The sequence below is a fragment of the Streptomyces sp. NBC_01217 genome, from assembly GCF_035994185.1.
Taxonomy (GTDB): domain Bacteria; phylum Actinomycetota; class Actinomycetes; order Streptomycetales; family Streptomycetaceae; genus Streptomyces.
Genome location: NZ_CP108538.1, coordinates 3,504,498 through 3,528,554, shown reverse-complemented (window position 1 = coordinate 3,528,554; position 24,057 = coordinate 3,504,498). Strand labels below are relative to the sequence as shown.

Below are 24,057 nucleotides of genomic sequence, written 5' to 3'. Positions count from 1 at the left end.
CGACAGAGCGCGCGTGTACACCGATGCAGCCCCCGGGGGGACGTCCCCCGGACCCGGCCGGAGGGCCCGTACCTCGATGTCCGTGCACAGCCAATCGACGGCGCCGTACGCGGCTGCCGCCGCCCCAGAGTTCCCCCGGCATGTCGTCACCGCCGTGCTCGTCTCCCACGACGGCGCACGCTGGCTGCCCGACGCGCTCGCCGGGCTGCTCGGGCAGGAACGCCCCGTACAGAACGTCGTCGCCGCCGACACAGGCAGCGCCGACGACTCCGCGCGGCTGGTCACCGAGGCGCTCGGCGCCGAACGCGTCCTGCACCTCGCGCGCCGTACGAGCTTCGGCACCGCCGTCGACGAGGCGACCCGCACGGCAGGCGTCCTCACCCCCGAGGACCTGCCGTACCTGAAGCGCCCCAGCGGCTGGGACCCCGTCACCAGGACCTGGCGCGACGACGCCTACGACCTGCCCGAACTGCCGCACGGCGAACCGGTGCAGTGGCTCTGGCTGCTCCACGACGACTGCGCACCCGAGCCCGACGCGCTCGCCGAGCTGCTGCGCGTCGTCGACACCGACCCGCACGCCGCGATCGTCGGCCCCAAGCTCCGCGGCTGGTACGACCGCAAGCAGCTCCTCGAAGTCGGCGTCTCCATCGCCAACAGCGGGCGCCGCTGGACCGGACTCGACCGGCGCGAGCAGGACCAGGGCCAGCACGACCAGGTCCGTACCGTGCTCTCCGTCTCCTCCGCGGGCATGCTGATCCGCCGTGACGTCTGGGAGGAGCTCGGCGGGTTCGACCGCAGGCTCCCGCTGATGCGTGACGACGTCGACCTGTGCTGGCGCGCGCACACCGCCGGACACCGGGTGCTCATCGCCCCCGACGCCATCCTCAGGCACGCCGAGGCCTCCGCCCGCGAGCGCCGCCCCATCGACTGCGCGGGACGCTCCGTCGCCTCCCCGCACCGCGTCGACAAGGCCGGCGCCGTCTACACGATGCTGGTCAACGCGCGGGGCAAGGCCCTGCTCTGGGTGATGCTCCGGCTCGTCCTCGGCACCCTGCTGCGCACCCTCGCCTATCTCGTCGGCAAGGTGCCCGGCCAGGCCCTCGACGAGGTCGCCGGACTCTTCGGCACCCTGCTGCGCCCCGGACGGATCCTCTCGGCCCGGCGCAGCCGCGGCAGGGGCGCCGTCGACCAGGCGGAGCTGCGCGCTCTCTTCCCGCCGCCCGGCGCCACCGTCCGCGCCACCTTCGAGCAGGTCGCCGGAAACTTCGGCAGCTCCGACGCCGACTCGGGCGGCTCACGGCACGGCGCCGTCGAGTCGGGTCCCGGCGGGGACGACGCCGACTTCCTGGAGATCGAGCAGTTCGCGCGGCTGAAGCGGATCGGGCGCAAGCCGGGCCCGGTGCTCTTCGCCATCCTGCTGTTCGTCTCGCTCGTCGCCTGCCGCAGCCTCCTCGGCGGCGGAGCACTGGCGGGCGGCGCGCTGCTGCCCGCGCCCGCCGACGTCTCCGACCTGTGGGGCCGGTACGCGGACGGCTGGCACACGGTCGGTACCGGCGGCACCCAGATCGCACCGCCCTACCTCGCCGTGATCTCGGCCCTGTCCGCGCTGTTCCTCGGCTCGACCGGCTTCGCGCTCACGCTGCTGCTGGTCTGCTCGGTCCCGCTCGCCGGACTCACGGCGTACTTCGCCTCCCGGCCGCTGCTCGAATCGAGGCTGCTGCGGGCCTGGGCGAGCATCGCGTACGCCTTCCTGCCCGCCGCGACCGGCGCACTGGCGACGGGCCGCCTCGGCACCGCCGTACTGGCCGTCCTGCTCCCGCTGATCGCCCGTGCCGCCGTCGCCGCGCATGGCATGCGTGCCACCGGCGATGCCCGCGGCAGCTGGCGCGCCACCTGGGCCTACACCCTGCTCCTCACCTTCGCGATGGCCTTCACACCCATCGTCTGGCCGCTCGCCGTGGTCCTCGGCATCGGGGTGCTCGCCCTGCGCCGCGACGACATCGCCGCGTACGGGCTCCGCTTCCTCGCCGCGATCGGCACCCCGCTGCTGGCCCTCGCGCCCTGGTCGCTCTCGCTCCTGACCGGACCGTCGGCCTTCCTGAAGGAAGCGGGACTGGAGTTCGGTACGGGCACGGCCTCCGCACTCGATCTGCTCGGCATCAGCCCCGGCGGCCCGAAGGCGGCGGGCGGCGTACTGCTGCTCGGCATCGTGTTCGCGGCGCTGGCGGCGCTGCTGCGCGGGGAGCGTCAGTTCGCGGTACGCACCGCGTGGGCGGTCGCGCTCGTGGCGCTGGTCTTCGCCGCTCTCGCCAACGGCTCGGGCTGGGCCGGACCCGCGACCCTCGTCTACGGCATCGCGCTGATCGCCGCCGCACTGGTCGGCGCGGACGGCGCCCGGGTACGCGTCGCCGAGCTCAGCTTCGGCTGGCGCCAGCCCGTCGCCGCAGTGATCGCCCTCGCCGCGGGCATTGCCCCGGTGCTGGCCGCCGCGGGCTGGATGATCGGCGGTGCCGCGGGCCCGCTGGAGCGCCGCGACCCGGTGCAGGTGCCCGCGTTCGTCGCGGAGGAGAGTGCCACCCGCGACCAGCCGCGGACCCTGGTACTCGGCGGCACCTCGCCCGCCGCCGTCTCGTACACCCTGGTACGTGGCTCCGGCGCGCGGCTCGGTGACGCGGAACTGGCCGAGGCGGGCGGCAGCAACAGCCACCTCGACAAGGTCGTCGCCAATCTGGTCGCGGGCTCCGGGGCCGACCAGGGCAGCCAGCTCAGCGGCTTCGCGATCCGTTACGTACTGGTACGGGACGGCGCTCCGAAGGAGATGAGCCGGGTCCTCGACGCGACCCCGGGCCTCAGCCGGCTGAGCCAGCTGGACGGCAGCGCGCTGTGGCGGGTCGACCGCCAGGTCGCCCGCGTCATGATCATCCCGTCCGGCACCGGTGGCGAACCCCTGCCCGTGGGCTCGCTCCCCGTCGAGGCGCACACGAAGATTCCCGCGGGCGGCTCCGGCCGGGTGCTGCGGATCGCCGACGCCGCCGACCCCGGCTGGGAGGCCACACTCAATGGGCGTGCGCTGAACCGCAAGACCGTCGACGGCTGGGCCCAGGGCTTCGAGCTCCCCTCCGAGGGCGGCACGCTGGACCTCACGTACAACACCCCGCTCACCCACACCGCCTGGATCTGGGCCCAGGTCCTGCTGGCCGTGGTCCTGGTGGTCCTCGCCCTGCCGGGACGGCGCCGGGAGATCGACGACGACCTGCCCGAGGAGGCCATGGCGGTCTCCGCGGAGCCCATCGAGGGCGAGGGCCGCCGGGCACGCAGGCTCCGCGCGGCCGCCCAGGCGGAGGCGGAGGCGGAGGCGGAGGCCGAGCTGGAGCAGGCCGGGAGCGCCGAGGGGGCGGGGGAGTACATCCCCGCTCAGCGGACCGACGACCAGGACGTCTACCCGGCACAGGCCGACGGCCAGGACGCGTACACCCAGCAGGCCGACGGCCAGGACGCGTACACGCAGCAGACCGACGGCCAGGACATCTACGGCTCGCAGGCCGACAGCGGTCAGTACGCGGCGGTGCCCCAGCAGCAGTACGGCGAATGGGACGCGCAGCAGTACCAGGGGGCCGACTACCAGCAGTACCAGGGCGGCGAGCAGTACCAGGACGGTGGCCAGTACGGCACGCAGCAGGAGCACCAGGGCGCCGCCGACCCGTACCAGCAGAACGCCTACGACCCGTACGGCTACGCACAGCAGCAACAGCAACAGCCGTACGACCCACAGGCCCAGTACGCCCCGCAGCCCCCCCAGTACGACCCCCAGGCGCCGTACGACCCGCAGGCCCACTACGGCCAACAGGGGCACTACGACCCGCAGAACCCCGACGAGAAACCCGCCCCGGGCCAGAACCCGTGGCCGACCGGTAACGCATCGCGAGGCGAGTCCGAGTGAAGTCCACCAGCCTGTCCCTCATCGCGGGCACCGTCGCCCTCGCCGCCGTCACCGGATTCGCCGCGCTCACCGCACCCGGCGACGGGGACACGACCCAGGCGGGGGCCGCCACCCGGCTGCCGGTGGAACGGTCCAGCCTGCTCTGCCCGGCACCCGGTCTCTCGGAGCTCGCGGAGACCACGTACACGTCCTTCACCCCGGCGGGCGGTGGCGGCGAGGCCGGTACGGCCGAACTGCTGCAGTCCACGGCCACGACGGCCGACGACGCCACGACCGGGGACGAGAACGACGAGAGCAAGGACAAGAGCAAGGACAAGGACGAGGAAGACAAGGGCAAGAAGAAGGCGGACCCCGAAAAGCCGGTCGTCTCCCTCAAGGAGCCCGGAAAGCCGGCGACGGCCGATGTGTCCGGCGGCGACGCCCCCGCGCTGGTAGGCACCGCCACCGGCCGTCTGGCCCCCGGCTGGACCACCCAGCAGACCACCACGGTCGAGGTGGGCAGCTCCCGCGGCCTGCTCGGCGTCAGCTGCACCGGCCCCGACACCGACTTCTGGTTCCCGGCCGCGAGCACCGCGAAGTCCCGTGAGGACTACGTCCACCTCACCAACCCGGACGACACCGCGGCCGTTGCCGACATCGAGCTGTACGGTCCGGACGGCACCCTCAAGTCCGATGTGGGCGAAGGCATCACCGTGCCCGCCCGGTCCAGCGTCCCGGTCCTGATCTCCACGCTGACCAGCGAGGCGGCCGAGGACGTGACCGTCCACGTCACCACCCGTACCGGACGCGTCGGCGCGGTCGTCAGGGCCGCGGACGAAGCCACCGGCAGCGACTGGCTGGCCGCCTCCGCCGACCCGACGGGCACCCTGGTGCTCCCGGGCATCCCGGCGGACGCCACCTCGGTCCGTCTGGTGGCCTTCGCACCCGGCGACGACGACGCCGATCTGAAGGTGAAACTGCTCGGCAAGAACGGCGCGATCTCCCCGGCCGGGCACGAGGACCTCCACGTCAAGTCGAGGATGACCGCGGGCGTCGACCTGAAGGACATCACCAGGGGCGAAGCCGGCTCCCTGCTGCTGACCCCGGCCGATGGCGGCAAGGGCACCCCGGTGGTGGCCGCGCTGCGCGTGGTCCGCGGCAAGGGCGACGGGCAGGAGGTCGGCTACATCCCGGCGACCGGCCCGGTGGGCGCACAGGCGACCGCGGCCGACAACCGGGCCAAGGGCACCACTCTCTCGCTCACCGCGCCGGATGCCACCGCCACCGTGAAGGTCACCGCCTCCGCGGGCAGCGAGGGCGGCGAACAGGCCGTCAAGACGTACACGGTCAAGGGCGGTACGACGCTCGCGGTCACCCCGCCCGTACCGGTCGGGCTCAAGGGCAGTTACGCGCTGACGGTGGAGACGCAGTCGGGCGGCCCGGTCCATGCCGCGCGCACACTCGCCCTGCCGCAGGACGGCATCCAGATGTTCACCGTGCAGACCCTGCCGGACGACGGCGGAACGGTCGAGGTACCCGCGGCCGAGCAGGACCTGTCGGTCCTGGACGACTGAGCGAAGACGGTACGGGCGGGCAGTACGGGCGGGCCCGGTCTCCGGGCCCGCCCCGTCCGTGCCACCGCCCCTACTCCTGCCCGTACCGCGGATCCACCGACTCCGGCGAAAGACCGAGCAGGTCCGCGACCTGCTCCACCACGACCTCGTGCACCAGCAGGGCGCGCTCGTCGCGGTTCTTGGTACGGATCTCGACGGGCCGCCGGTAGATGACGATCTGCGCGGGCCGGTTCTTCTCCGCGGAGACCGCACGCCCCAGCGGTACGGTCTCCTCCTGCGTCCCCGGCACGTCGAGAACCATGAAGTCGACATCGGCCAGCTGCGGCCAGCGCCGCTCCAGTCGTTCCACCGAGTCCTGCACGAGATCGCGGAAGTTCTCCGCCCTGCTGGCCGAGAGCGGCACCTGGGGCGGGGCGACCGGCCCGCGCATGCCGCGGCCATGGCGGTCACGACGGCGTGGGCGTGGCTCGGACGGGTGGGGAGGTACGGGACTGTCCATCACTGACGCAGGGTAACTCCCGGCGGGGCGGCAGGATCGCCGCTCCCTGACAGGGCGTCGGCATGTCCAATCCTGAACAATCCGGCCAGACAGGAGCACGTTTCAGGCCCCGCTCCTGACCATTGATCTCTCGCTGAATGACAGCTTTTGTGCCGAGTGGTGACAGCAATCGTTGCCGGTACGGCCTGTGCCGCCGTGTTCCTCCGCAGGTCAGAGGGACTGCCCGGAAGGCGGCTGTGCCGGAGGTCACAGGACGACACGGTGGGGTGACCTGAGGGAGAGTCGTCGCAGCCCGCTCAAGAGTGCGGTACCGTCCAACATCGTGAGCCCTGTACGTCGCTGTTCGCGCACCGCGTGCGGCCGCCCTGCCGTCGCGACACTGACGTACGTCTATGCCGACTCGACTGCGGTCCTCGGCCCGCTCGCCACCTATGCCGAGCCCCACTGCTACGACCTCTGTGCCGAGCACAGCGAGCGGTTGACCGCGCCACGTGGCTGGGAGGTCGTCAGGCTCTCCGATCCCTCCGCTCCCATGCGCCCCAGCGGTGACGACCTCGAAGCGCTCGCCAATGCCGTAAGGGAAGCAGCGCGTCCGCACGACCGCGGTGCCGACAGCAGGAACGGCGGCCAGCAGACCGCGGACCCGTTGGAGGTCGCGCGCCGCGGCCATCTGCGGGTGCTGCGCTCACCGGACTCCTGAGTGCGGCGCGCCTCGCCGCGATCGCCGTCGGCTCGCTCGCGTACGGCATGCCCTTCGGCCAGACCCTCTCCGCAGGCGCTCAGGGCGTGCTCTTCGGCCTTTTCCCATCATGTGGATCGTCGTCAACGCGCTCTGGGTGTACCGGATGACCATACGCACCCAGCACTTCGACATCCTCCGCCGCTCCTTCGGCAGGCTCTCCGACGATCCCCGCATCCAGGCGCTGGTCATCGCCTTCTGCTTCGGCGCGCTCCTCGAAGCGCTCGCCGGATTCGGTGCGCCCGTGGCGATCTGCTCCGTGATGCTGGTGGCGCTCGGCTTCGACCCGGTGAAGGCGGCCGTCGTCTCGCTCGTGGCCAACACCGCACCGGTCGCGTTCGGCGCCATGGGCACCCCCGTGGTGACGCTCGCCCAGGTCACCGGCCTGCCGCTGGACGACGTGGCCTCCGTCGTGGGCCGCCAGACCCCGCTGCTGGCCCTCCTCGTACCACTGATCCTGGTCTTCCTGGTGGACGGCAGGCGCGGACTGCGCGAGACCTGGCTGCCCGCGCTTGTCTGCGGAACCGCCTTCGCCGCGGCACAGTTCGCCGCGTCCAACTACGTCTCCGCCCAGCTCGCGGACATCGCCGCCGCGCTCGTGGGCGCGGCAGCGCTGATGGCCGTCCCCGGGGCGCGCAGGCCGGCCGAGGAACCGGTACGCACGGCGGTCCTGACGGGCGTACGGAGCGAGGACCTCGACCAGGAGGACCCGCACCGCGAGGTGCTGCGCGCCTACGCCCCGTACGCCCTCATCGTCGCCGTCTTCTCCGTCGCGCAGATCCCGCCGGTCAAGGATCTGCTGGCCGAGGCGACCCGGGTGTTCGACTGGCCCCTCCTCGATGTGGCGAGCCCGGCGGGCAAGCCGGTCGGCGCCAACCTCTTCACGCTCCCGCTCGTCGCCACCGGCGGCACGCTCGTCCTGCTGGCCGGCCCGATCACCGCCGTCGTACTCGGCGTACGGCCCCGCGCCGCGGTGCGCGAGTGGGCGGGCACGGTGCATGAACTGCGGTACGCGATCCTCACCGTGACCTCCGTACTGGCACTCGCGTACGTCATGAACCTCTCCGGACAGGCCGCCACGATCGGCCAGTTCGTGGCCGCCGCGGGCGCCGGCCTGGCCTTCCTCTCCCCGGTGCTCGGCTGGTTCGGCGTCGCGGTCTCCGGCTCCGACACCTCCGCGAACGCCCTCTTCGGCGCGCTCCAGGTCTCGGCGGCACACGAATCGGGTCTCTCACCGGAACTGCTCGCCGCTGCGAACAGCTCCGGCGGGGTGCTCGGCAAGATGATCTCCCCGCAGAATCTGACGATCGCGTGCGCGGCCGTCGGTCTGGCCGGACGCGAGGGGGATCTGCTGCGCAAGGTGCTGCCGTGGAGCCTGGGACTGCTGCTGGTGATGTGCCTGATCGTGCTGGCGCAGAGTACGGCGGTGCTGGGCTGGATGCTGCCGTGAGCACCGGGGCCGAGAGATCCTGGGGGCCCGAGAGCCTGAAGGCCTGAGGTCCGCCCTCGTTCACCGCACGTGCCGGCCCGCCGGTAGTTTGGGCGGTCCGCAGATATCTCAGGAGGACCGGCCGTGGCTGCTGATCTGTCGCAGATCGTCAAGGCGTACGACGTGCGCGGAGTGGTGCCCGACCAGTGGGACGAATCGCTGGCCGCGCTGTTCGGGGCGGCGTTCGTCGAGGTGACGGACGCGGACGCGATCGTGATCGGCCACGACATGCGGCCCTCCTCGCCCGGCCTCTCGGGAGCCTTCGCACGCGGCGCGGCGGCGCGGGGCGCGGATGTCACGCTCATCGGCCTCTGCTCGACCGACCAGCTGTACTTCGCCTCCGGGAGCCTCGGCCTGCCCGGCGCGATGTTCACGGCCTCGCACAACCCCGCGCAGTACAACGGCATCAAGCTCTGCCGGGCGGGCGCCGCACCCGTGGGCCAGGACACCGGGCTCGCAGAGATCCGTGCCCTGGTCGAGAAGTGGACGGAGACCGGCGCCCCGCAACCGTCCCCCACCCCCGGCAGCGTCACCGAACGCGAGACGCTCACCGACTACGCGGCGCACCTGCTGTCCCTGGTCGACCTCGCATCGATCCGCCCGCTGAAGGTCGTCGTCGACGCGGGCAACGGCATGGGCGGCCACACCGTCCCGACCGTCTTCGCGAACCTCCCCGTCGACCTCGTACCGATGTACTTCGAACTCGACGGCACGTTCCCCAACCACGAGGCCAACCCCCTCGACCCGAAGAACCTCGTCGACCTCCAGGCCCGCGTCGTGGCCGAGGGCGCCGACCTGGGCCTCGCCTTCGACGGCGACGCGGACCGCTGCTTCGTCGTCGACGAGTGCGGCGCGGGCGTCTCCCCGTCCGCGATCACCGCCCTGGTCGCGGCCCGAGAACTCGCCCGCAACGGGCACAAGGGCACCGTCATCCACAACCTGATCACGTCCCACTCGGTCCCCGAGGTCGTCCGGGAGAACGGCGGCACCCCGATCCGCACCCGCGTGGGCCACTCCTTCATCAAGGCGGAGATGGCCGAGCACGGCGCGATCTTCGGCGGCGAGCACTCCGCGCACTACTACTTCCGCGACTTCTGGAACGCCGATACGGGCATGCTGGCCGCCCTCCACGTCCTGACCGCGCTGGGAGGCCAGCCGGGCACGCTGTCGGACCTGCTCGCCCAGTACGACCGCTACACGGGCTCCGGCGAGATCAACTCCACGGTCGCCGACCAGTCGGCCTGCACGGCAGCGGTACGCGACTCCTTCGCCCCCCGCACCGGCGTCACCACCGACGACCTGGACGGCCTGACGGTCACGGCGCCGGACTGGTGGTTCAACCTCAGAGCATCCAACACGGAACCTCTGCTGCGTCTGAACGTCGAGGCCCGAGACGAGCAGACGATGACAGCAGTACGGGACGAGGTCCTGACCTTGATCCGAACCACCGCCGGCCCCTTCGGGGTTTGAGGACGTCTTTCAGCCTCTCCGGCGTTTGAGGAGCGGGGCCCGGGGCAGAGCTCTGCTCGCGCCCGCCTCAGCCCGTCCGGCGTTTGAGGACCTGGGTCCGGGGCGGAGCCCCGGTTTCGGGAAGGGGCGGGTAGGGGACAAGCCCGCCGCAGGCGCCTCACCGCTCCCGCACCCGCTTCCGTCCTGCCAAGCCCCACCCCGCCAAGCCCTACCCCTACCCCCACCCCGGCCCAGGCCGCGCCCCCCACCCCCCAGCGGTAGGCTGACGTCGCCCGATCCGCCCGCCCCGAACCGCTTGTTCGAATGCTCGAAGGGACGCACCCCATGCCGCTCGAAGCCGGCCTCCTGGAGATCCTCGCCTGCCCGGCCTGCCACTCTCCGCTCGACGACCGGTCGGCAGCCGACACCCCCGAGCTGGTCTGCACCGGCAACGACTGCGGCCTGGCCTACCCGGTACGGGACGGCATCCCCGTCCTCCTCGTCGACGAGGCCCGCCGCCCCGCCTGACGGCAGCCGCGCCCCGCGCCCACACCCCGCACGGTGATCAGCACGTGATCGGAGGACCGTCCCCATGCTCGACGAGTCGCTGCTCGACGCCCCGGAATCCCTGGCCCGAGCCGACCGCCGCGGCCTGCTCCGCGGCGCCGCCGAGGCCGGGGCCCGGGTCCGTACCGCCGCCCGGCACGCGGCGGAGGCCGGGATCGCCGCGCTGAACCCGGAGGGCCGCCCCCGCGCCGTGCTCGTCGCGGGCTCCGGCACCGCCGCATCCGGCGTCGCCGACCTGATCACCGCCCTGGCAGGCGCCTCCGCCCCGGTCACCCGCATCCGCCCCACCGGCGTCGCTCCCGCCGCGGGCGCGATGCGCTGGACCCTGCCCGGCTGGGCCGGCTCCGTGGACCTGCTGCTCATCGTCACGGCCGACGGTTCCGAGCCGGGACTATCCCTCCTCGCCGAACAGGCGTACCGCCGCGGCTGCAGCGTCGTAGCCGTCGCTCCCCACCAGTCACCGCTGCGCGAGGCGATCGACGGCGTGCATGGACTCGTCGTACCGATGGCCTCCGCCCCGCACGGCGAGTACGACGCCGAGACATCGGCGGCCGGCCCCGGCACGCTCTGGGCCCTGTTCACCCCGCTGCTCGCGCTGCTCGACCGGGTCGGCCTGGTCACCGCGCCCGCCGAGGCCCTGCAGGGCGTCGCCGACCGCCTCGACCGCACCGCGGAACGCTGCGGTCCGGCCATCGCCACATACAGCAACCCGGCCAAGACCCTCGCCGCCGAACTCGCCGACAGCCTGCCCCTCATCTGGACGGAGGGCGACGCCGCGGCCCCGGTCGGCCGCAGATTCGCCGCCGTCCTGGCCGAGCTGTCCGGCCGCCCGGCCCTCGCGGCCGAGCTCCCGGAGGCGCTTCCCGCCCATGGCGCGCTGCTGGCGGGCAGCTTCGCCGCCGGGGCCGACCCGGACGACTTCTTCCGCGACCGGGTCGACGAGCCGGAGCCCCTGCACGCCCGCGTCGTACTGCTCCGCGACCGCCCCACCGGCGGCCTGAGCGCCGGTCCCGCCGCCCGCGAACTGGCCCTGGGCCACGACACGGCGATCAGCGAACTCGAACCGGACGAGGGCACCGAACTCGAAGCCCTCGCCGAACTGCTCGCGGTCACCGATTTCGCCGCGGTGTACCTGGCACTGGCGTCGGCATCCCACGCCTGACCGCACCCACACACCACCCCCCCCCACGCCCCCGATCCACGCATCTCATCTCATCTCACAAGGACGAACCCATGGACCGGCTGTCCAACACCGTGCGCCCATACGCCTGGGGCTCCACCACGGCCATCCCGGAGCTGCTCGGCATCGCCCCGACCGGCGAACCCCAGGCCGAGATGTGGATGGGCGCCCACCCCGGAGCCCCCTCCCGGCTCATCCGCATAACCGGCACCGGAGAGGCCGGCCCCGAACAGCCCCTCACCGAGGTCATCGCCGCCGACCCCGAGCGTGAACTGGGCCGGGCCACCGTCGAGAAGTTCGGCCCCCGCCTGCCCTTCCTCCTCAAACTCCTCGCCGCGGGCGCCCCGCTCTCCCTCCAGGTCCACCCCGACCTGGCACAGGCCAAGCAGGGTTACGAGGACGAGGAACGCCGGTCCGTCCCGATCGATGCCCCCCACCGCACGTACAAGGACGCCAACCACAAGCCCGAGCTGATCTGCGCGCTCACCCCCTTCGCCGGCCTGTGCGGCTTCCGCAGGCCCACCGAGGCGGCCGAGGCTATGGCGGCTCTCGGCGTCGACTCCCTCAAGCCGTACGTCGACCTGCTCGGCGCCCACCCCGAAGAGGCGGCCCTGCGCGAGGTGCTCACGGCGATCCTCAGCGCCGACCCGGCCGAGATGGCCGAGACGGTGACCGCGGCGGCCGCCGCCGCGGAACGCCTCGGCGGCGCCCACGCCCTATACGCCCGGATCGCCCACCACTTCCCCGGCGACCCCGGTGTCATCGCGGCGATGCTGCTCAACTATGTGGAACTCCAGCCCGGCGAAGCCCTCTACCTCGGCGCGGGCGTCCCGCACGCCTACCTCGACGGCCTCGGCGTCGAGATCATGGCCAACTCGGACAATGTGCTGCGCTGCGGACTCACGCCCAAGCACATCGACGTACCCGAACTCCTGCGCATCGTCCGCTTCGAGGCGACCGACCCCGGCGTCCTGCGCCCCGAGGCATCCCCGTCCGGTGAGGAGCTGTACGAGACACCCGTGGACGAATTCCGGCTCTCGCGCTTCGACCTGTCACCCGGCGCCGAGCCCGTCGACCTGACCAGGAACACCCCGCAGATCCTGCTCTGCACCGCGGGCGCCCCGAAGGCCGGCACGCTCGGCCTCACCCCCGGCGCCTCGGTCTTCGTACCCTCCGGCGAGAAGGTCGAAGTGTCCGGTACGGGAACCCTGTTCCGCGCCACAGTGGTGGTCTGACGTACCGTCCGCATCAGCGACTGCAACAATGTCCGGCCGTACCGCGGCGCCAGGGCCGCAGCACCGAAGAAGGGACACCAGGCACCCATGAGTGCGTCAGGCGGAACCAAGGCGATCGTGGCGGCACTCGGCGCCAACCTCGCGATCGCAGTGGCCAAATTCGTGGCGTTCCTGTTCAGTGGCTCGTCATCGATGCTCGCGGAGAGCGTCCACTCGCTCGCCGACTCGGGCAACCAGGGACTCCTGCTGCTCGGCGGCAAGAAGGCCCAGCGCGAGGCCACCCCCCAGCACCCCTTCGGCTACGGCCGCGAGCGCTACATCTACGCCTTCCTCGTCTCCATCGTGCTGTTCTCGGTCGGTGGCATGTTCGCCGTGTACGAGGGCTACGAGAAGATCAAGCACCCGCACGAGATCGAGGCCTGGTACTGGCCGGTCGGCGTGCTGGTCTTCGCGATCATCGCCGAGAGCTTCTCCTTCCGTACGGCCATCAAGGAGTCCAACGAGACCCGCGGATTGCTCTCCTGGAAGGAGTTCATCCGCCGCGCGAAGGCCCCCGAACTCCCCGTCGTTCTCCTGGAGGACCTCGGCGCGCTGATCGGTCTGATCCTCGCCCTCGGAGGTGTCGGCCTGGCCCTCGGAACCGGCAACGGCGTCTGGGACGGCATCGGCACCCTCTGCATCGGTGTCCTGCTGATCGCCATCGCGATCGTGCTCGCCGCCGAGACGAAGTCACTGCTGCTCGGCGAGGCCGCCGGCACCGACCAGGTCGAGAAGATCAAGGCCGCGGTCGTCGACGGCGCGACGGTCACCGGCGTCATCCACATGCGTACGCTCCACCTCGGCCCGGAGGAACTGCTCGTCGCGGCCAAGATCGCGGTGCAGCACGACGACACGGCCACCGAAGTGGCCAACGCCATCAACGCCGCCGAGAACCGCATCCGCGCAGCCGTCCCGATCGCCCGGGTCATCTATCTGGAGCCGGACATCTACAGCGAGGCGGCTGCCGCAGCGGGCACCAACCCCGGCAAGACCCCAGGTGGAACCCCGAGCACCCCGACGGATCCCGCCCACTGACCCGGCCCGCTGCCCCCGCCCGCGCACACCTCCCAACCGCCCCGACGAGCCCTCCCAACCACCCCCGACAAGCCCGTCGGCCCGCCCCGGACACGGCTTTCCAGCCACTGACAGCCCCGGGCGGGCTGGGAGCGGCTGGGCCGATCGGTGTAGATTCGACGGCAGTGTCAGACGTCGCTGCTGATGGCGGTCGATCGGTCCGTATGCACGGACCGGCCGAGGGAGAGAGGGCCTCCGACGGACTGTGCTGCGAGCGCCCGGGCATTCGTGTGCCCGCCGCCGCAGAGCCAGCCGTGCCCCACCTCGACACCCATCACGAGGAGCAGCCCGTTATGACGACGGTCGCAAATCAGCAGGACTTCAAGGTCGCCGACCTGTCCCTCGCGGCGTTCGGCCGCAAGGAGATCACCCTCGCCGAGCACGAGATGCCCGGCCTGATGTCGATCCGCAAGGAGTACGCCGCCACGCAGCCGCTGGCCGGCGCCCGCGTCACCGGTTCGCTGCACATGACCGTGCAGACAGCCGTGCTGATCGAGACCCTGGTCGCCCTCGGCGCCGAGGTCCGCTGGGCCTCCTGCAATATCTTCTCCACCCAGGACCACGCCGCCGCGGCCATCGCCGTCGGCCCGAACGGCACCCCGGACGCCCCCGCGGGCGTCCCGGTCTTCGCCTGGAAGGGCGAGACGCTCGAAGAGTACTGGTGGTGCACGGAGCAGGCCCTGACCTGGCCGAACACCCCCACCGGCGGCCCGAACATGATTCTCGACGACGGTGGTGACGCCACCCTCCTCGTCCACAAGGGCGTCGAGTTCGAGAAGGCCGGAGCGGCCCCGGACCCGTCGACCGCGGACAGCGAGGAGTACGGCCACATCCTCACCCTGCTGAACCGCACCCTCGGCGAGTCCCCGCAGAAGTGGACCCAGCTGGCGTCCGAGATCCGCGGTGTCACCGAAGAGACCACGACCGGTGTGCACCGGCTGTACGAGATGCACCGCGACGGCACCCTCCTCTTCCCGGCGATCAACGTCAACGACGCCGTCACCAAGTCCAAGTTCGACAACAAGTACGGCTGCCGCCACTCCCTGATCGACGGCATCAACCGTGCAACCGACACCCTCATCGGCGGCAAGACCGCGGTCGTCTGCGGCTACGGCGATGTCGGCAAGGGCTGCGCCGAGTCGCTGCGGGGCCAGGGCGCCCGCGTGATCATCACCGAGATCGACCCGATCTGCGCGCTGCAGGCGGCGATGGACGGCTACCAGGTCACCACGCTCGACGAGGTCATCGACAAGGCCGACATCTTCGTCACCACGACGGGCAACAAGGACATCATCATGGCCGCCGACATGGCCAAGATGAAGCACCAGGCCATCGTCGGGAACATCGGCCACTTCGACAACGAGATCGACATGGCCGGCCTGGCCAAGATCGACGGCATTGTCAAGGACGAGGTCAAGCCGCAGGTCCACACCTGGAAGTTCCCCGACGGCAAGGTCCTCATCGTGCTGTCCGAGGGACGCCTCCTGAACCTGGGCAACGCCACCGGCCACCCCTCGTTCGTGATGTCCAACTCGTTCGCGGACCAGACCCTGGCCCAGATCGAGCTGTACACCAAGCCCGAGGAGTACCCGACCGACGTCTACGTGCTGCCCAAGCACCTGGACGAGAAGGTCGCCCGTCTCCACCTCGACGCGCTCGGCGTGAAGCTGACGACGCTCCGCCCCGAGCAGGCCGCCTACATCGGCGTCGAGGTCGACGGTCCGTACAAGTCCGACCACTACCGCTACTGATCCCGCCCGTCAGCGACCGCGCACATCACCACCGGTCAGTGACGACCGGCCGCTGACAGACGGAACAGCCTCAGCAGCGGCTACGAGCGCAGGCCCCCGCACCCCCGTGTCGGGGGCCTGCCCCGTACCGCACCCGCTCAGCGCGAGGAACCTCGAAGGACCCCATGCCCCGCGGCCGATATTCGCTCCACGATCTCCACGATCACACCCCCCTCGGCGAAGAACACTTCCAGTGCGCCCCCGGCCCCTCCGGCTGGCGCTATGTCTCCCAGACCACCGCCCCTTCCGGCGACCACCTGGGCTCCGTCGACCTCACCCTCGACGAACTGGGCCGCCCTATCCGCCTCGAACTCCACGCCGCGAGCTGGCAGGTCCGCGGCGCCGCCCTGGAAGGCGTCACCTGGGTCCGTACCGACCCGACCGGCACTCATGCCACCGACGGCAATGTGCGCGCCCACGCCTTCACCGGCACATCTCCCGCATTCCTCATCGCGACTTCACGACTGCTGCGCCTCACCCCCGATTCCCCCGCTACCCGCGTCCGTCTGGTCGCCTTCACGGACCCGGTCCTCGCCCCCCGCACCGTCGACCAGTCCTGGGCCCTGATCAACAGTGAAGCGCACGCCACTGACAACGGTCCCCTGACGGTGGACGAATACCAGGTCAGCGCCCTGGACACCGGCGAGCAGTACACCGTCCACATCGCCGGTGACGTGGTCCTCTCGGCCCCCGGGATCGAGCTCGAAGATCTGGAGTCCCCGCCCTCACCGCGCTAGGCAGGCGGCGCGAACCCCGTCGCAGCGGGCCGAGCCGCGCCCTCCTCCGCCACCGGGACCACAGGAACACCCGCCCCCGCGGCCGCCTCGGCAGGCACCCCCGACCCCATCTCCGGCCGGGAAGCAACGACCCCACCCTCCGGCACCCCGCTCCCCGCGTACGCAGCACCGACCCGAGCAGCGACGAGCACCCGCCGCGCATCCCGTGCCTGCCGCTCGTTCACCACCGCAGCCAGATACGCCCCGGCAGGCACCCCCTCGGGCACCGGAACCCCGGTCCGCGCCGCCAACTCGCCGGCCAGCCGTTCCGCCATCGATCGGCCCACCTGCGCGTCGAGCTGATGCATCCGCGTCAGGTACTGCCGTATCGCGAGCCACAGACCGTCCGGCACCGCCGACAGGTCCAGCTCCGCGAACCGCCCGACCAGCCAAGGCGGCGGAGGCGGCACAGCAGCCGCCCGCCCCGCCGGCACCCGCTCCCGTACGACGAGCGTCCCCGCGAACACATCCCCGAGCCGCCGCCCCCGCGCCGAAACCAGCGAAGCGATACAGGCGACGACCCCGACCGTCATCAGGATCTCGACGACCCCCATGGCCCCACGCACCAGTGCATGGCGGAATCGGATCGGCCCCCCGTCATCCCGGACCACCCGCAGCCCGCACGCCAGCTTCCCCAGCGAACGCCCGTGGCTGAGCGTTTCCACCGCGATCGGCCCTCCCACCAGCACCAGCAGGAAGGCCGCGACGGACACCGCCGCGAGAGCCGCCTCGTCCAGCGTCGCCGTCGCTATGGCCAGCCCGATCGACACCAGGACGAACGCCGCCCCCACCACCACAAGATCGATGGCCAGCGCCAGCGCGCGACTCGGCAATTTCGCCGGCTGCAGCCCCAGCACGACCGCGTCCCCGGTCACGAGCTCACTCATCGCCGCCCCATCCTTCGCCGGTCTTCCCTGCCCCTCGGGGCCACAGTCTGCCAAGCTGACCCGCAGCGCGCCGCCGTAGTACGAACCCGTACGCACCCATGCCTGGAGCAACAGCCGACCATGGACCTCGACGTCTTCGTGACCGCCCACCGCACCGAGTGGGACCGTCTGGACCATCTCCTGCACCGCGGGCGCCGACTCACCGGCGCGGAAGCCGACGAACTTGTCGAGCTCTACCAGCGCACGGCCACCCATCTCTCCCTTCTCCAGTCCAGCGCCCCGGATCCACTGCTCACCGCACGCCTCACCCAGCTCGTGGCCCGCGCCCGATCCACGGTGACAGGAACCCGCCGAGCCTCATGGCGCGACGCGACACGCTTCCTGACCGCCGGATTCCCCGCCGCGGTCTACCGATCCAGGCACTGGTGGATACCCACGGCAGTGTTCTCCGTACTGCTGGCCGCGGTCATCGGCTGGTGGATCGGCACGCACCCGGAAGTCCAGTCGGCCATAGCGGCCCCGGACGACCTCCGTCGCCTGACCAGCCCGGGCGGAGAGTACGAGACCTACTACTCCAGCCACCCGGCCGCGTCCTTCGCCGCCCAGGTGTGGACGAACAACGCCCGGGCCGCAGCCATGTGCCTGGTCCTGGGAGCGTTTCTCGGCATCCCGGTCATCTGGATCCTCTTCGTCAACGTGCTCAACCTCGGCGTCGGCATCGGCCTGATGTCCTCAGCCGGCCGACTCGACGCCTTCCTGGGCCTGGTGCTCCCGCACGGCCTGCTCGAACTCACCGCCGTCTTCGTCGCAGCCGGTACAGGCCTGCGCCTCGGCTGGACGGTCATCGACCCGGGCCCGCGGTCCCGCCGCTCAGCCCTGGCGCAACAAGGACGAGCCGCGATCGGCATGGCCATCGGCCTCGCCCTGGTCCTCTTCGTCTCGGGCGTCATCGAAGGCTTCGTCACCCCCTCCGGCCTGCCGACCTGGGGACGCATCACCATCGGCATCGCAGCGGAACTGGCCTTTCTCGCGTACATCTACATCCTGGGCAGCCGAGCAGCCCGGTCGGGTGACCAGGGCGACGTCGATCCCACGGAGCGCAGCGCCGAGCTTCCAGTCGCTGCGTGATGTGCGTACGACCCCGCTGACCTGCTAGTCTCCTCTTCGCCCCAAAAAACCATTGACATGGTCGGCTGGGGGAGGTAGATTTTAACGGTTGCGTCGGACTGGACAGGTCCGATCCCAACGGTTAGTGTCTTCCTCGCTCTCACCGGAAATTGAATTTCCGCAGAGCCATTGATTCTCTTACTTACTCGGATCGCGCAGCTGATTAGCTCAGCTGAACGCTTCTGATAAAGTCGGATCCGCCGAAAGGCAAAGGCCACTCCAACGGCCACCGGAATTCAAATTCGGACCGGAAACGGAACGAAAAGGTTCTGGTAAGGTTGGAACCGCCGGAAAGGGAAACGCGAAAGCGAAGAACTGGAAAGCGGAACCCGCTTCGACCGGGAATCGGACACGAAAGAGTCTGATAGAGTCGGAAACGCAAGACCGAAGGGAAAAGCCCGGAGGAAAGCCCCAGAGAATGTTCTGTGGGTGAGTACGAAGGAAGCGTCCGTTCCTTGAGAACTCAACAGCGTGCCAAAAGTCAACGCCAGATATGTTGATACCCCGGCCTGCTTCGGCAGGTTGGTGGTTCCTTTGAAAGTCCTGCCGGATCACTGATCTGGTGGGCAATGTACACAGCGAGGACGCTGTGAATAACCGGTCTTATTCCGACCGGTTATTCCGCTCTCGTGTTGTGTTGTCCCGATTACGGGAAAACATTCACGGAGAGTTTGATCCTGGCTCAGGACGAACGCTGGCGGCGTGCTTAACACATGCAAGTCGAACGATGAAGCCTTTCGGGGTGGATTAGTGGCGAACGGGTGAGTAACACGTGGGCAATCTGCCCTTCACTCTGGGACAAGCCCTGGAAACGGGGTCTAATACCGGATAACACTCTGTCCCGCATGGGACGGGGTTGAAAGCTCCGGCGGTGAAGGATGAGCCCGCGGCCTATCAGCTTGTTGGTGGGGTGATGGCCTACCAAGGCGACGACGGGTAGCCGGCCTGAGAGGGCGACCGGCCACACTGGGACTGAGACACGGCCCAGACTCCTACGGGAGGCAGCAGTGGGGAATATTGCACAATGGGCGAAAGCCTGATGCAGCGACGCCGCGTGAGGGATGACGGCCTTCGGGTTGTAAACCTCTTTCAGCAGGGAAGAAGCGAGAGTGACGGTACCTGCAGAAGAAGCGCCGGCTAACTACGTGCCAGCAGCCGCGGTAATACGTAGGGCGCAAGCGTTGTCCGGAATTATTGGGCGTAAAGAGCTCGTAGGCGGCTTGTTGCGTCGGTTGTGAAAGCCCGGGGCTTAACCCCGGGTCTGCAGTCGATACGGGCAGGCTAGAGTGTGGTAGGGGAGATCGGAATTCCTGGTGTAGCGGTGAAATGCGCAGATATCAGGAGGAACACCGGTGGCGAAGGCGGATCTCTGGGCCATTACTGACGCTGAGGAGCGAAAGCGTGGGGAGCGAACAGGATTAGATACCCTGGTAGTCCACGCCGTAAACGTTGGGAACTAGGTGTTGGCGACATTCCACGTCGTCGGTGCCGCAGCTAACGCATTAAGTTCCCCGCCTGGGGAGTACGGCCGCAAGGCTAAAACTCAAAGGAATTGACGGGGGCCCGCACAAGCAGCGGAGCATGTGGCTTAATTCGACGCAACGCGAAGAACCTTACCAAGGCTTGACATACACCGGAAAGCATCAGAGATGGTGCCCCCCTTGTGGTCGGTGTACAGGTGGTGCATGGCTGTCGTCAGCTCGTGTCGTGAGATGTTGGGTTAAGTCCCGCAACGAGCGCAACCCTTGTTCTGTGTTGCCAGCATGCCCTTCGGGGTGATGGGGACTCACAGGAGACTGCCGGGGTCAACTCGGAGGAAGGTGGGGACGACGTCAAGTCATCATGCCCCTTATGTCTTGGGCTGCACACGTGCTACAATGGCCGGTACAATGAGCTGCGATGCCGTGAGGCGGAGCGAATCTCAAAAAGCCGGTCTCAGTTCGGATTGGGGTCTGCAACTCGACCCCATGAAGTCGGAGTTGCTAGTAATCGCAGATCAGCATTGCTGCGGTGAATACGTTCCCGGGCCTTGTACACACCGCCCGTCACGTCACGAAAGTCGGTAACACCCGAAGCCGGTGGCCCAACCCCTTGTGGGAGGGAGCTGTCGAAGGTGGGACTGGCGATTGGGACGAAGTCGTAACAAGGTAGCCGTACCGGAAGGTGCGGCTGGATCACCTCCTTTCTAAGGAGCACTTCTTACCAGGTCTGGCCTGGTCAGAGGCCATTACGCTGGCAAATGTCCGGCGGTGGTTGCTCATGGGTGGAACGTTGACTATTCGGTGCGACAGGTTTTTTTCACTAGTACTGCTTCGGCGTGGAACGTGGGAAGGGGCCGGTTGTGCCGGGCACGTTGTTGGGTGTCTGAGGGTTCGGCCGTGAGGTCGCCTTCAGTTGCCGGCCCCAGTGAACTCGCCTTTCAGGGTGGGGTGGTGGGTGGCTGGTCGTTGTTTGAGAACTGCACAGTGGACGCGAGCATCTGTGGCCAAGTTTTTAAGGGCGCACGGTGGATGCCTTGGCACCAGGAACCGATGAAGGACGTGGGAGGCCACGATAGGCCCCGGGGAGCTGTCAACCGAGCTTTGATCCGGGGGTGTCCGAATGGGGAAACCCGGCAGTCGTCATGGGCTGTCACCCGCTGCTGAACACATAGGCAGTGTGGAGGGAACGAGGGGAAGTGAAACATCTCAGTACCCTCAGGAAGAGAAAACAACCGTGATTCCGGGAGTAGTGGCGAGCGAAACCGGATGAGGCCAAACCGTATGTGTGTGATACCCGGCAGGGGTTGCGCATGCGGGGTTGCGGGAGTTCTCTTGATCAATCTGCCGATTGGTCGACGAGTCAGAAACCGTTGATGTAGGCGAAGGACATGCGAAAGGTCCGGCGTAGAGGGTAAGACCCCCGTAGCTGAAACATCAACGGCTCGTTTGAGGATTTCCCAAGTAGCACGGGGCCCGAGAAATCCCGTGTGAATCTGGCGGGACCACCCGCTAAGCCTAAATATTCCCTGGTGACCGATAGCGGATAGTACCGTGAGGGAATGGTGAAAAGTACCGCGGGAGCGGAGTGAAATAGTACCTGAAACCGTGTGCCTACAAGCCGTGGGAGCGTCGCATGCGAGCTTGCTTGCATGTCGTGACTGCGTGCCTTTTGAAGAATGAGCCTGCGAGTTTGCGGTGTGTTGCGAGGTTAACCCGTGTGGGGAAGCCGTAGCGAAAGCGAGTCCGAATAGGGCGTTTTAGTAGCACGCTCAAGACCCGAAGCGGAGTGATCTAGCCATGGGCAGGTTGAAGCGGAGGTAAGACTTCGTGGAGGACCGAACCCACCAGGGTTGAAAACCTGGGGGATGACCTGTGGTTAGGGGTGAAAGGCCAATCAAACTCCGTGATAGCTGGTTCTCCCCGAAATGCATTTAGGTGCAGCGTCGTGTGTTTCTTGCCGGAGGTAGAGCACTGGATAGGCGATGGGCCCTACCGGGTTACTGACCTTAGCCAAACTCCGAATGCCGGTAAGTGAGAGCGCGGCAGTGAGACTGTGGGGGATAAGCTCCATGGTCGAGAGGGAAACAGCCCAGAGCATCGACTAAGGCCCCTAAGCGTACGCTAAGTGGGAAAGGATGTGGAGTCGCAGAGACAACCAGGAGGTTGGCTTAGAAGCAGCCACCCTTGAAAGAGTGCGTAATAGCTCACTGGTCAAGTGATTCCGCGCCGACAATGTAGCGGGGCTCAAGCGTACCGCCGAAGTCGTGTCATTCACACATTGAGGGCCAACGCCTGTGTGGATGGGTAGGGGAGCGTCGTGTGCCGGGTGAAGCAGCCGCGGAAGCGAGTTGTGGACGGTTCACGAGTGAGAATGCAGGCATGAGTAGCGATACACACGTGAGAAACGTGTGCGCCGATTGACTAAGGGTTCCTGGGTCAAGCTGATCTGCCCAGGGTAAGTCGGGACCTAAGGCGAGGCCGACAGGCGTAGTCGATGGACAACCGGTTGATATTCCGGTACCCGCTTTGAAACGCCCAGTACTGAATCAGGCGATGCTAAGTCCGTGAAGCCGGCCCGATCTCTTCGGAGTTGAGGGTAGTGGTGGAGCCGACGGACCAGACTTGTATTAGGTAAGCGATGGGGTGACGCAGGAAGGTAGTCCAGCCCGGGCGGTGGTTGTCCCGGGGTAAGGGTGTAGGGCGTGTGATAGGCAAATCCGTCACACATTAAGTCTGAGACCTGATGCCGAGCCGATTGTGGTGAAGTGGATGATCCTATGCTGTCGAGAAAAGCCTCTAGCGAGTTTCATGGCGGCCCGTACCCTAAACCGACTCAGGTGGTCAGGTAGAGAATACCGAGGCGTTCGGGTGAACTATGGTTAAGGAACTCGGCAAAATGCCCCCGTAACTTCGGGAGAAGGGGGGCCATCACTGGTGATCCGATTTACTCGGTGAGCTGGGGGTGGCCGCAGAGACCAGCGAGAAGCGACTGTTTACTAAAAACACAGGTCCGTGCGAAGCCGTAAGGCGATGTATACGGACTGACGCCTGCCCGGTGCTGGAACGTTAAGGGGACCGGTTAGCTGACTTTCGGGTCGGCGAAGCTGAGAACTTAAGCGCCAGTAAACGGCGGTGGTAACTATAACCATCCTAAGGTAGCGAAATTCCTTGTCGGGTAAGTTCCGACCTGCACGAATGGCGTAACGACTTCTCGACTGTCTCAACCATAGGCCCGGTGAAATTGCACTACGAGTAAAGATGCTCGTTTCGCGCAGCAGGACGGAAAGACCCCGGGACCTTTACTACAGTTTGATATTGGTGTTCGGTTCGGCTTGTGTAGGATAGGTGGGAGACTTTGAAGCGGCCACGCCAGTGGTTGTGGAGTCGTCGTTGAAATACCACTCTGGTCGTGCTGGATGTCTAACCTGGGTCCGTGATCCGGATCAGGGACAGTGTCTGATGGGTAGTTTAACTGGGGCGGTTGCCTCCTAAAGAGTAACGGAGGCGCCCAAAGGTTCCCTCAGCCTGGTTGGCAATCAGGTGTTGAGTGTAAGTGCACAAGGGAGCTTGACTGTGAGACCGACGGGTCGAGCAGGGACGAAAGTCGGGACTAGTGATCCGGCAGTGGCTTGTGGAAGCGCTGTCGCTCAACGGATAAAAGGTACCCCGGGGATAACAGGCTGATCTTCCCCAAGAGTCCATATCGACGGGATGGTTTGGCACCTCGATGTCGGCTCGTCGCATCCTGGGGCTGGAGTCGGTCCCAAGGGTTGGGCTGTTCGCCCATTAAAGCGGTACGCGAGCTGGGTTTAGAACGTCGTGAGACAGTTCGGTCCCTATCCGCTGTGCGCGTAGGAATATTGAGAAGGGCTGTCCCTAGTACGAGAGGACCGGGACGGACGAACCTCTGGTGTGCCAGTTGTTCTGCCAAGGGCATGGCTGGTTGGCTACGTTCGGAAAGGATAACCGCTGAAAGCATCTAAGCGGGAAGCCTGCTTCGAGATGAGTATTCCCACCAACTTGATTGGTTAAGGCTCCCAGTAGACGACTGGGTTGATAGGCCAGATGTGGAAGCCTGGTAACGGGTGGAGCTGACTGGTACTAATAGGCCGAGGGCTTGTCCTCAGTTGCTCGCGTCCACTGTGTTAGTTCTGAAATAACGAACGGCCGTGTTGTTCCGGTGTTTGTTTGT

At 68.1% G+C, this 24,057-nt stretch carries 13 protein-coding genes, 2 rRNA genes and 1 pseudogene; 14 read left to right on the top strand and 2 right to left on the bottom strand.

Annotation, left to right across the window (positions count from 1 at the left end):
* The first annotated feature begins 76 nt into the window (after nt 1-76).
* Both OG507_RS15450 and OG507_RS15445 read left to right on the top strand, forming a co-directional pair.
* On the top strand, nt 77-3,940 hold the full coding sequence (locus tag OG507_RS15450; RefSeq protein WP_327367778.1) for a glycosyltransferase: 3,864 nt from the start codon (nt 77-79) through the stop codon (nt 3,938-3,940).
* On the top strand, nt 3,937-5,493 hold the full coding sequence (locus OG507_RS15445; RefSeq protein ID WP_327367777.1) for a DUF5719 family protein: 1,557 nt from the start codon (nt 3,937-3,939) through the stop codon (nt 5,491-5,493). The genes OG507_RS15450 and OG507_RS15445 overlap by 4 nt, the downstream gene beginning before the upstream one ends.
* A gap of 70 nt (nt 5,494-5,563) precedes the next feature.
* Here the strand turns inward: OG507_RS15445 and OG507_RS15440 are convergent, their stop codons facing one another.
* Nucleotides 5,564-5,992 carry a metallopeptidase family protein gene (locus OG507_RS15440; protein ID WP_327367776.1) on the bottom strand — a complete coding sequence of 143 codons (429 nt, stop codon included), beginning with the start codon at nt 5,990-5,992 and terminating at the stop codon, nt 5,564-5,566.
* Between the two features lie 322 nt (nt 5,993-6,314).
* On the opposite strand from OG507_RS15440, the gene OG507_RS15435 reads away from it, so the two are divergent.
* The 9 genes and pseudogenes from OG507_RS15435 to OG507_RS15395 all read left to right on the top strand — a co-directional run bounded on the left by OG507_RS15435 (nt 6,315) and on the right by OG507_RS15395 (nt 16,291).
* Nucleotides 6,315-6,692, top strand: coding sequence for a DUF3499 domain-containing protein (locus tag OG507_RS15435; RefSeq protein ID WP_327367775.1), 378 nt, complete (start codon nt 6,315-6,317; stop codon nt 6,690-6,692).
* Nucleotides 6,671-8,181: pseudogene (locus OG507_RS15430) on the top strand (L-lactate permease); the annotation flags it as partial. The gene OG507_RS15435 and the pseudogene OG507_RS15430, both read left to right, overlap by 22 nt.
* A 123-nt stretch (nt 8,182-8,304) precedes the next feature.
* The gene (locus OG507_RS15425; protein ID WP_327367774.1) at nt 8,305-9,690 is read left to right on the top strand and encodes a phosphomannomutase/phosphoglucomutase; all 1,386 of its coding nucleotides are present in this window, start codon (nt 8,305-8,307) and stop codon (nt 9,688-9,690) included.
* 324 nt (nt 9,691-10,014) lie between these two features.
* Nucleotides 10,015-10,197, top strand: a complete 183-nt coding sequence (locus tag OG507_RS15420; RefSeq protein WP_327367773.1) for a Trm112 family protein — start codon at nt 10,015-10,017, stop codon at nt 10,195-10,197.
* Nucleotides 10,198-10,261: 64 nt separating this feature from the next.
* A complete protein-coding gene (locus tag OG507_RS15415) occupies nt 10,262-11,398 on the top strand; it encodes an SIS domain-containing protein (protein WP_327367772.1) in 1,137 nt (378 codons plus the stop codon).
* Nucleotides 11,399-11,469: 71 nt separating this feature from the next.
* Nucleotides 11,470-12,651: a mannose-6-phosphate isomerase, class I gene (manA, locus tag OG507_RS15410; protein WP_327367771.1), complete on the top strand. Its 1,182-nt coding sequence runs from the start codon at nt 11,470-11,472 to the stop codon at nt 12,649-12,651.
* 87 nt (nt 12,652-12,738) lie between these two features.
* Complete coding sequence (locus OG507_RS15405) at nt 12,739-13,725, top strand: cation diffusion facilitator family transporter (RefSeq protein ID WP_327367770.1); 987 nt, start codon at nt 12,739-12,741, stop codon at nt 13,723-13,725.
* Nucleotides 13,726-14,057: 332 nt separating this feature from the next.
* The gene (gene ahcY / locus OG507_RS15400; protein WP_327367769.1) at nt 14,058-15,515 is read left to right on the top strand and encodes an adenosylhomocysteinase; all 1,458 of its coding nucleotides are present in this window, start codon (nt 14,058-14,060) and stop codon (nt 15,513-15,515) included.
* Between the two features lie 164 nt (nt 15,516-15,679).
* Complete coding sequence (locus OG507_RS15395) at nt 15,680-16,291, top strand: hypothetical protein (protein WP_327367768.1); 612 nt, start codon at nt 15,680-15,682, stop codon at nt 16,289-16,291.
* Here OG507_RS15395 and OG507_RS15390 read toward each other — a convergent pair.
* Nucleotides 16,288-17,217, bottom strand: coding sequence for an RDD family protein (locus OG507_RS15390; protein WP_327367767.1), 930 nt, complete (start codon nt 17,215-17,217; stop codon nt 16,288-16,290). The genes OG507_RS15395 and OG507_RS15390 overlap by 4 nt on opposite strands.
* Nucleotides 17,218-17,337: 120 nt before the next feature.
* Between OG507_RS15390 and OG507_RS15385 the strand changes: the two genes are divergently transcribed.
* The 3 genes from OG507_RS15385 to OG507_RS15375 all read left to right on the top strand — a co-directional run bounded on the left by OG507_RS15385 (nt 17,338) and on the right by OG507_RS15375 (nt 23,990).
* On the top strand, nt 17,338-18,345 hold the full coding sequence (locus OG507_RS15385; RefSeq protein WP_327367766.1) for a stage II sporulation protein M: 1,008 nt from the start codon (nt 17,338-17,340) through the stop codon (nt 18,343-18,345).
* A gap of 698 nt (nt 18,346-19,043) precedes the next feature.
* Nucleotides 19,044-20,569 (top strand): 16S ribosomal RNA (locus tag OG507_RS15380).
* A 298-nt stretch (nt 20,570-20,867) separates the two neighbouring features.
* A 23S ribosomal RNA gene (locus OG507_RS15375) occupies nt 20,868-23,990 on the top strand.
* Together the 16S and 23S rRNA genes form the textbook arrangement of a ribosomal RNA operon.
* The last annotated feature ends 67 nt before the right edge of the window (nt 23,991-24,057 follow it).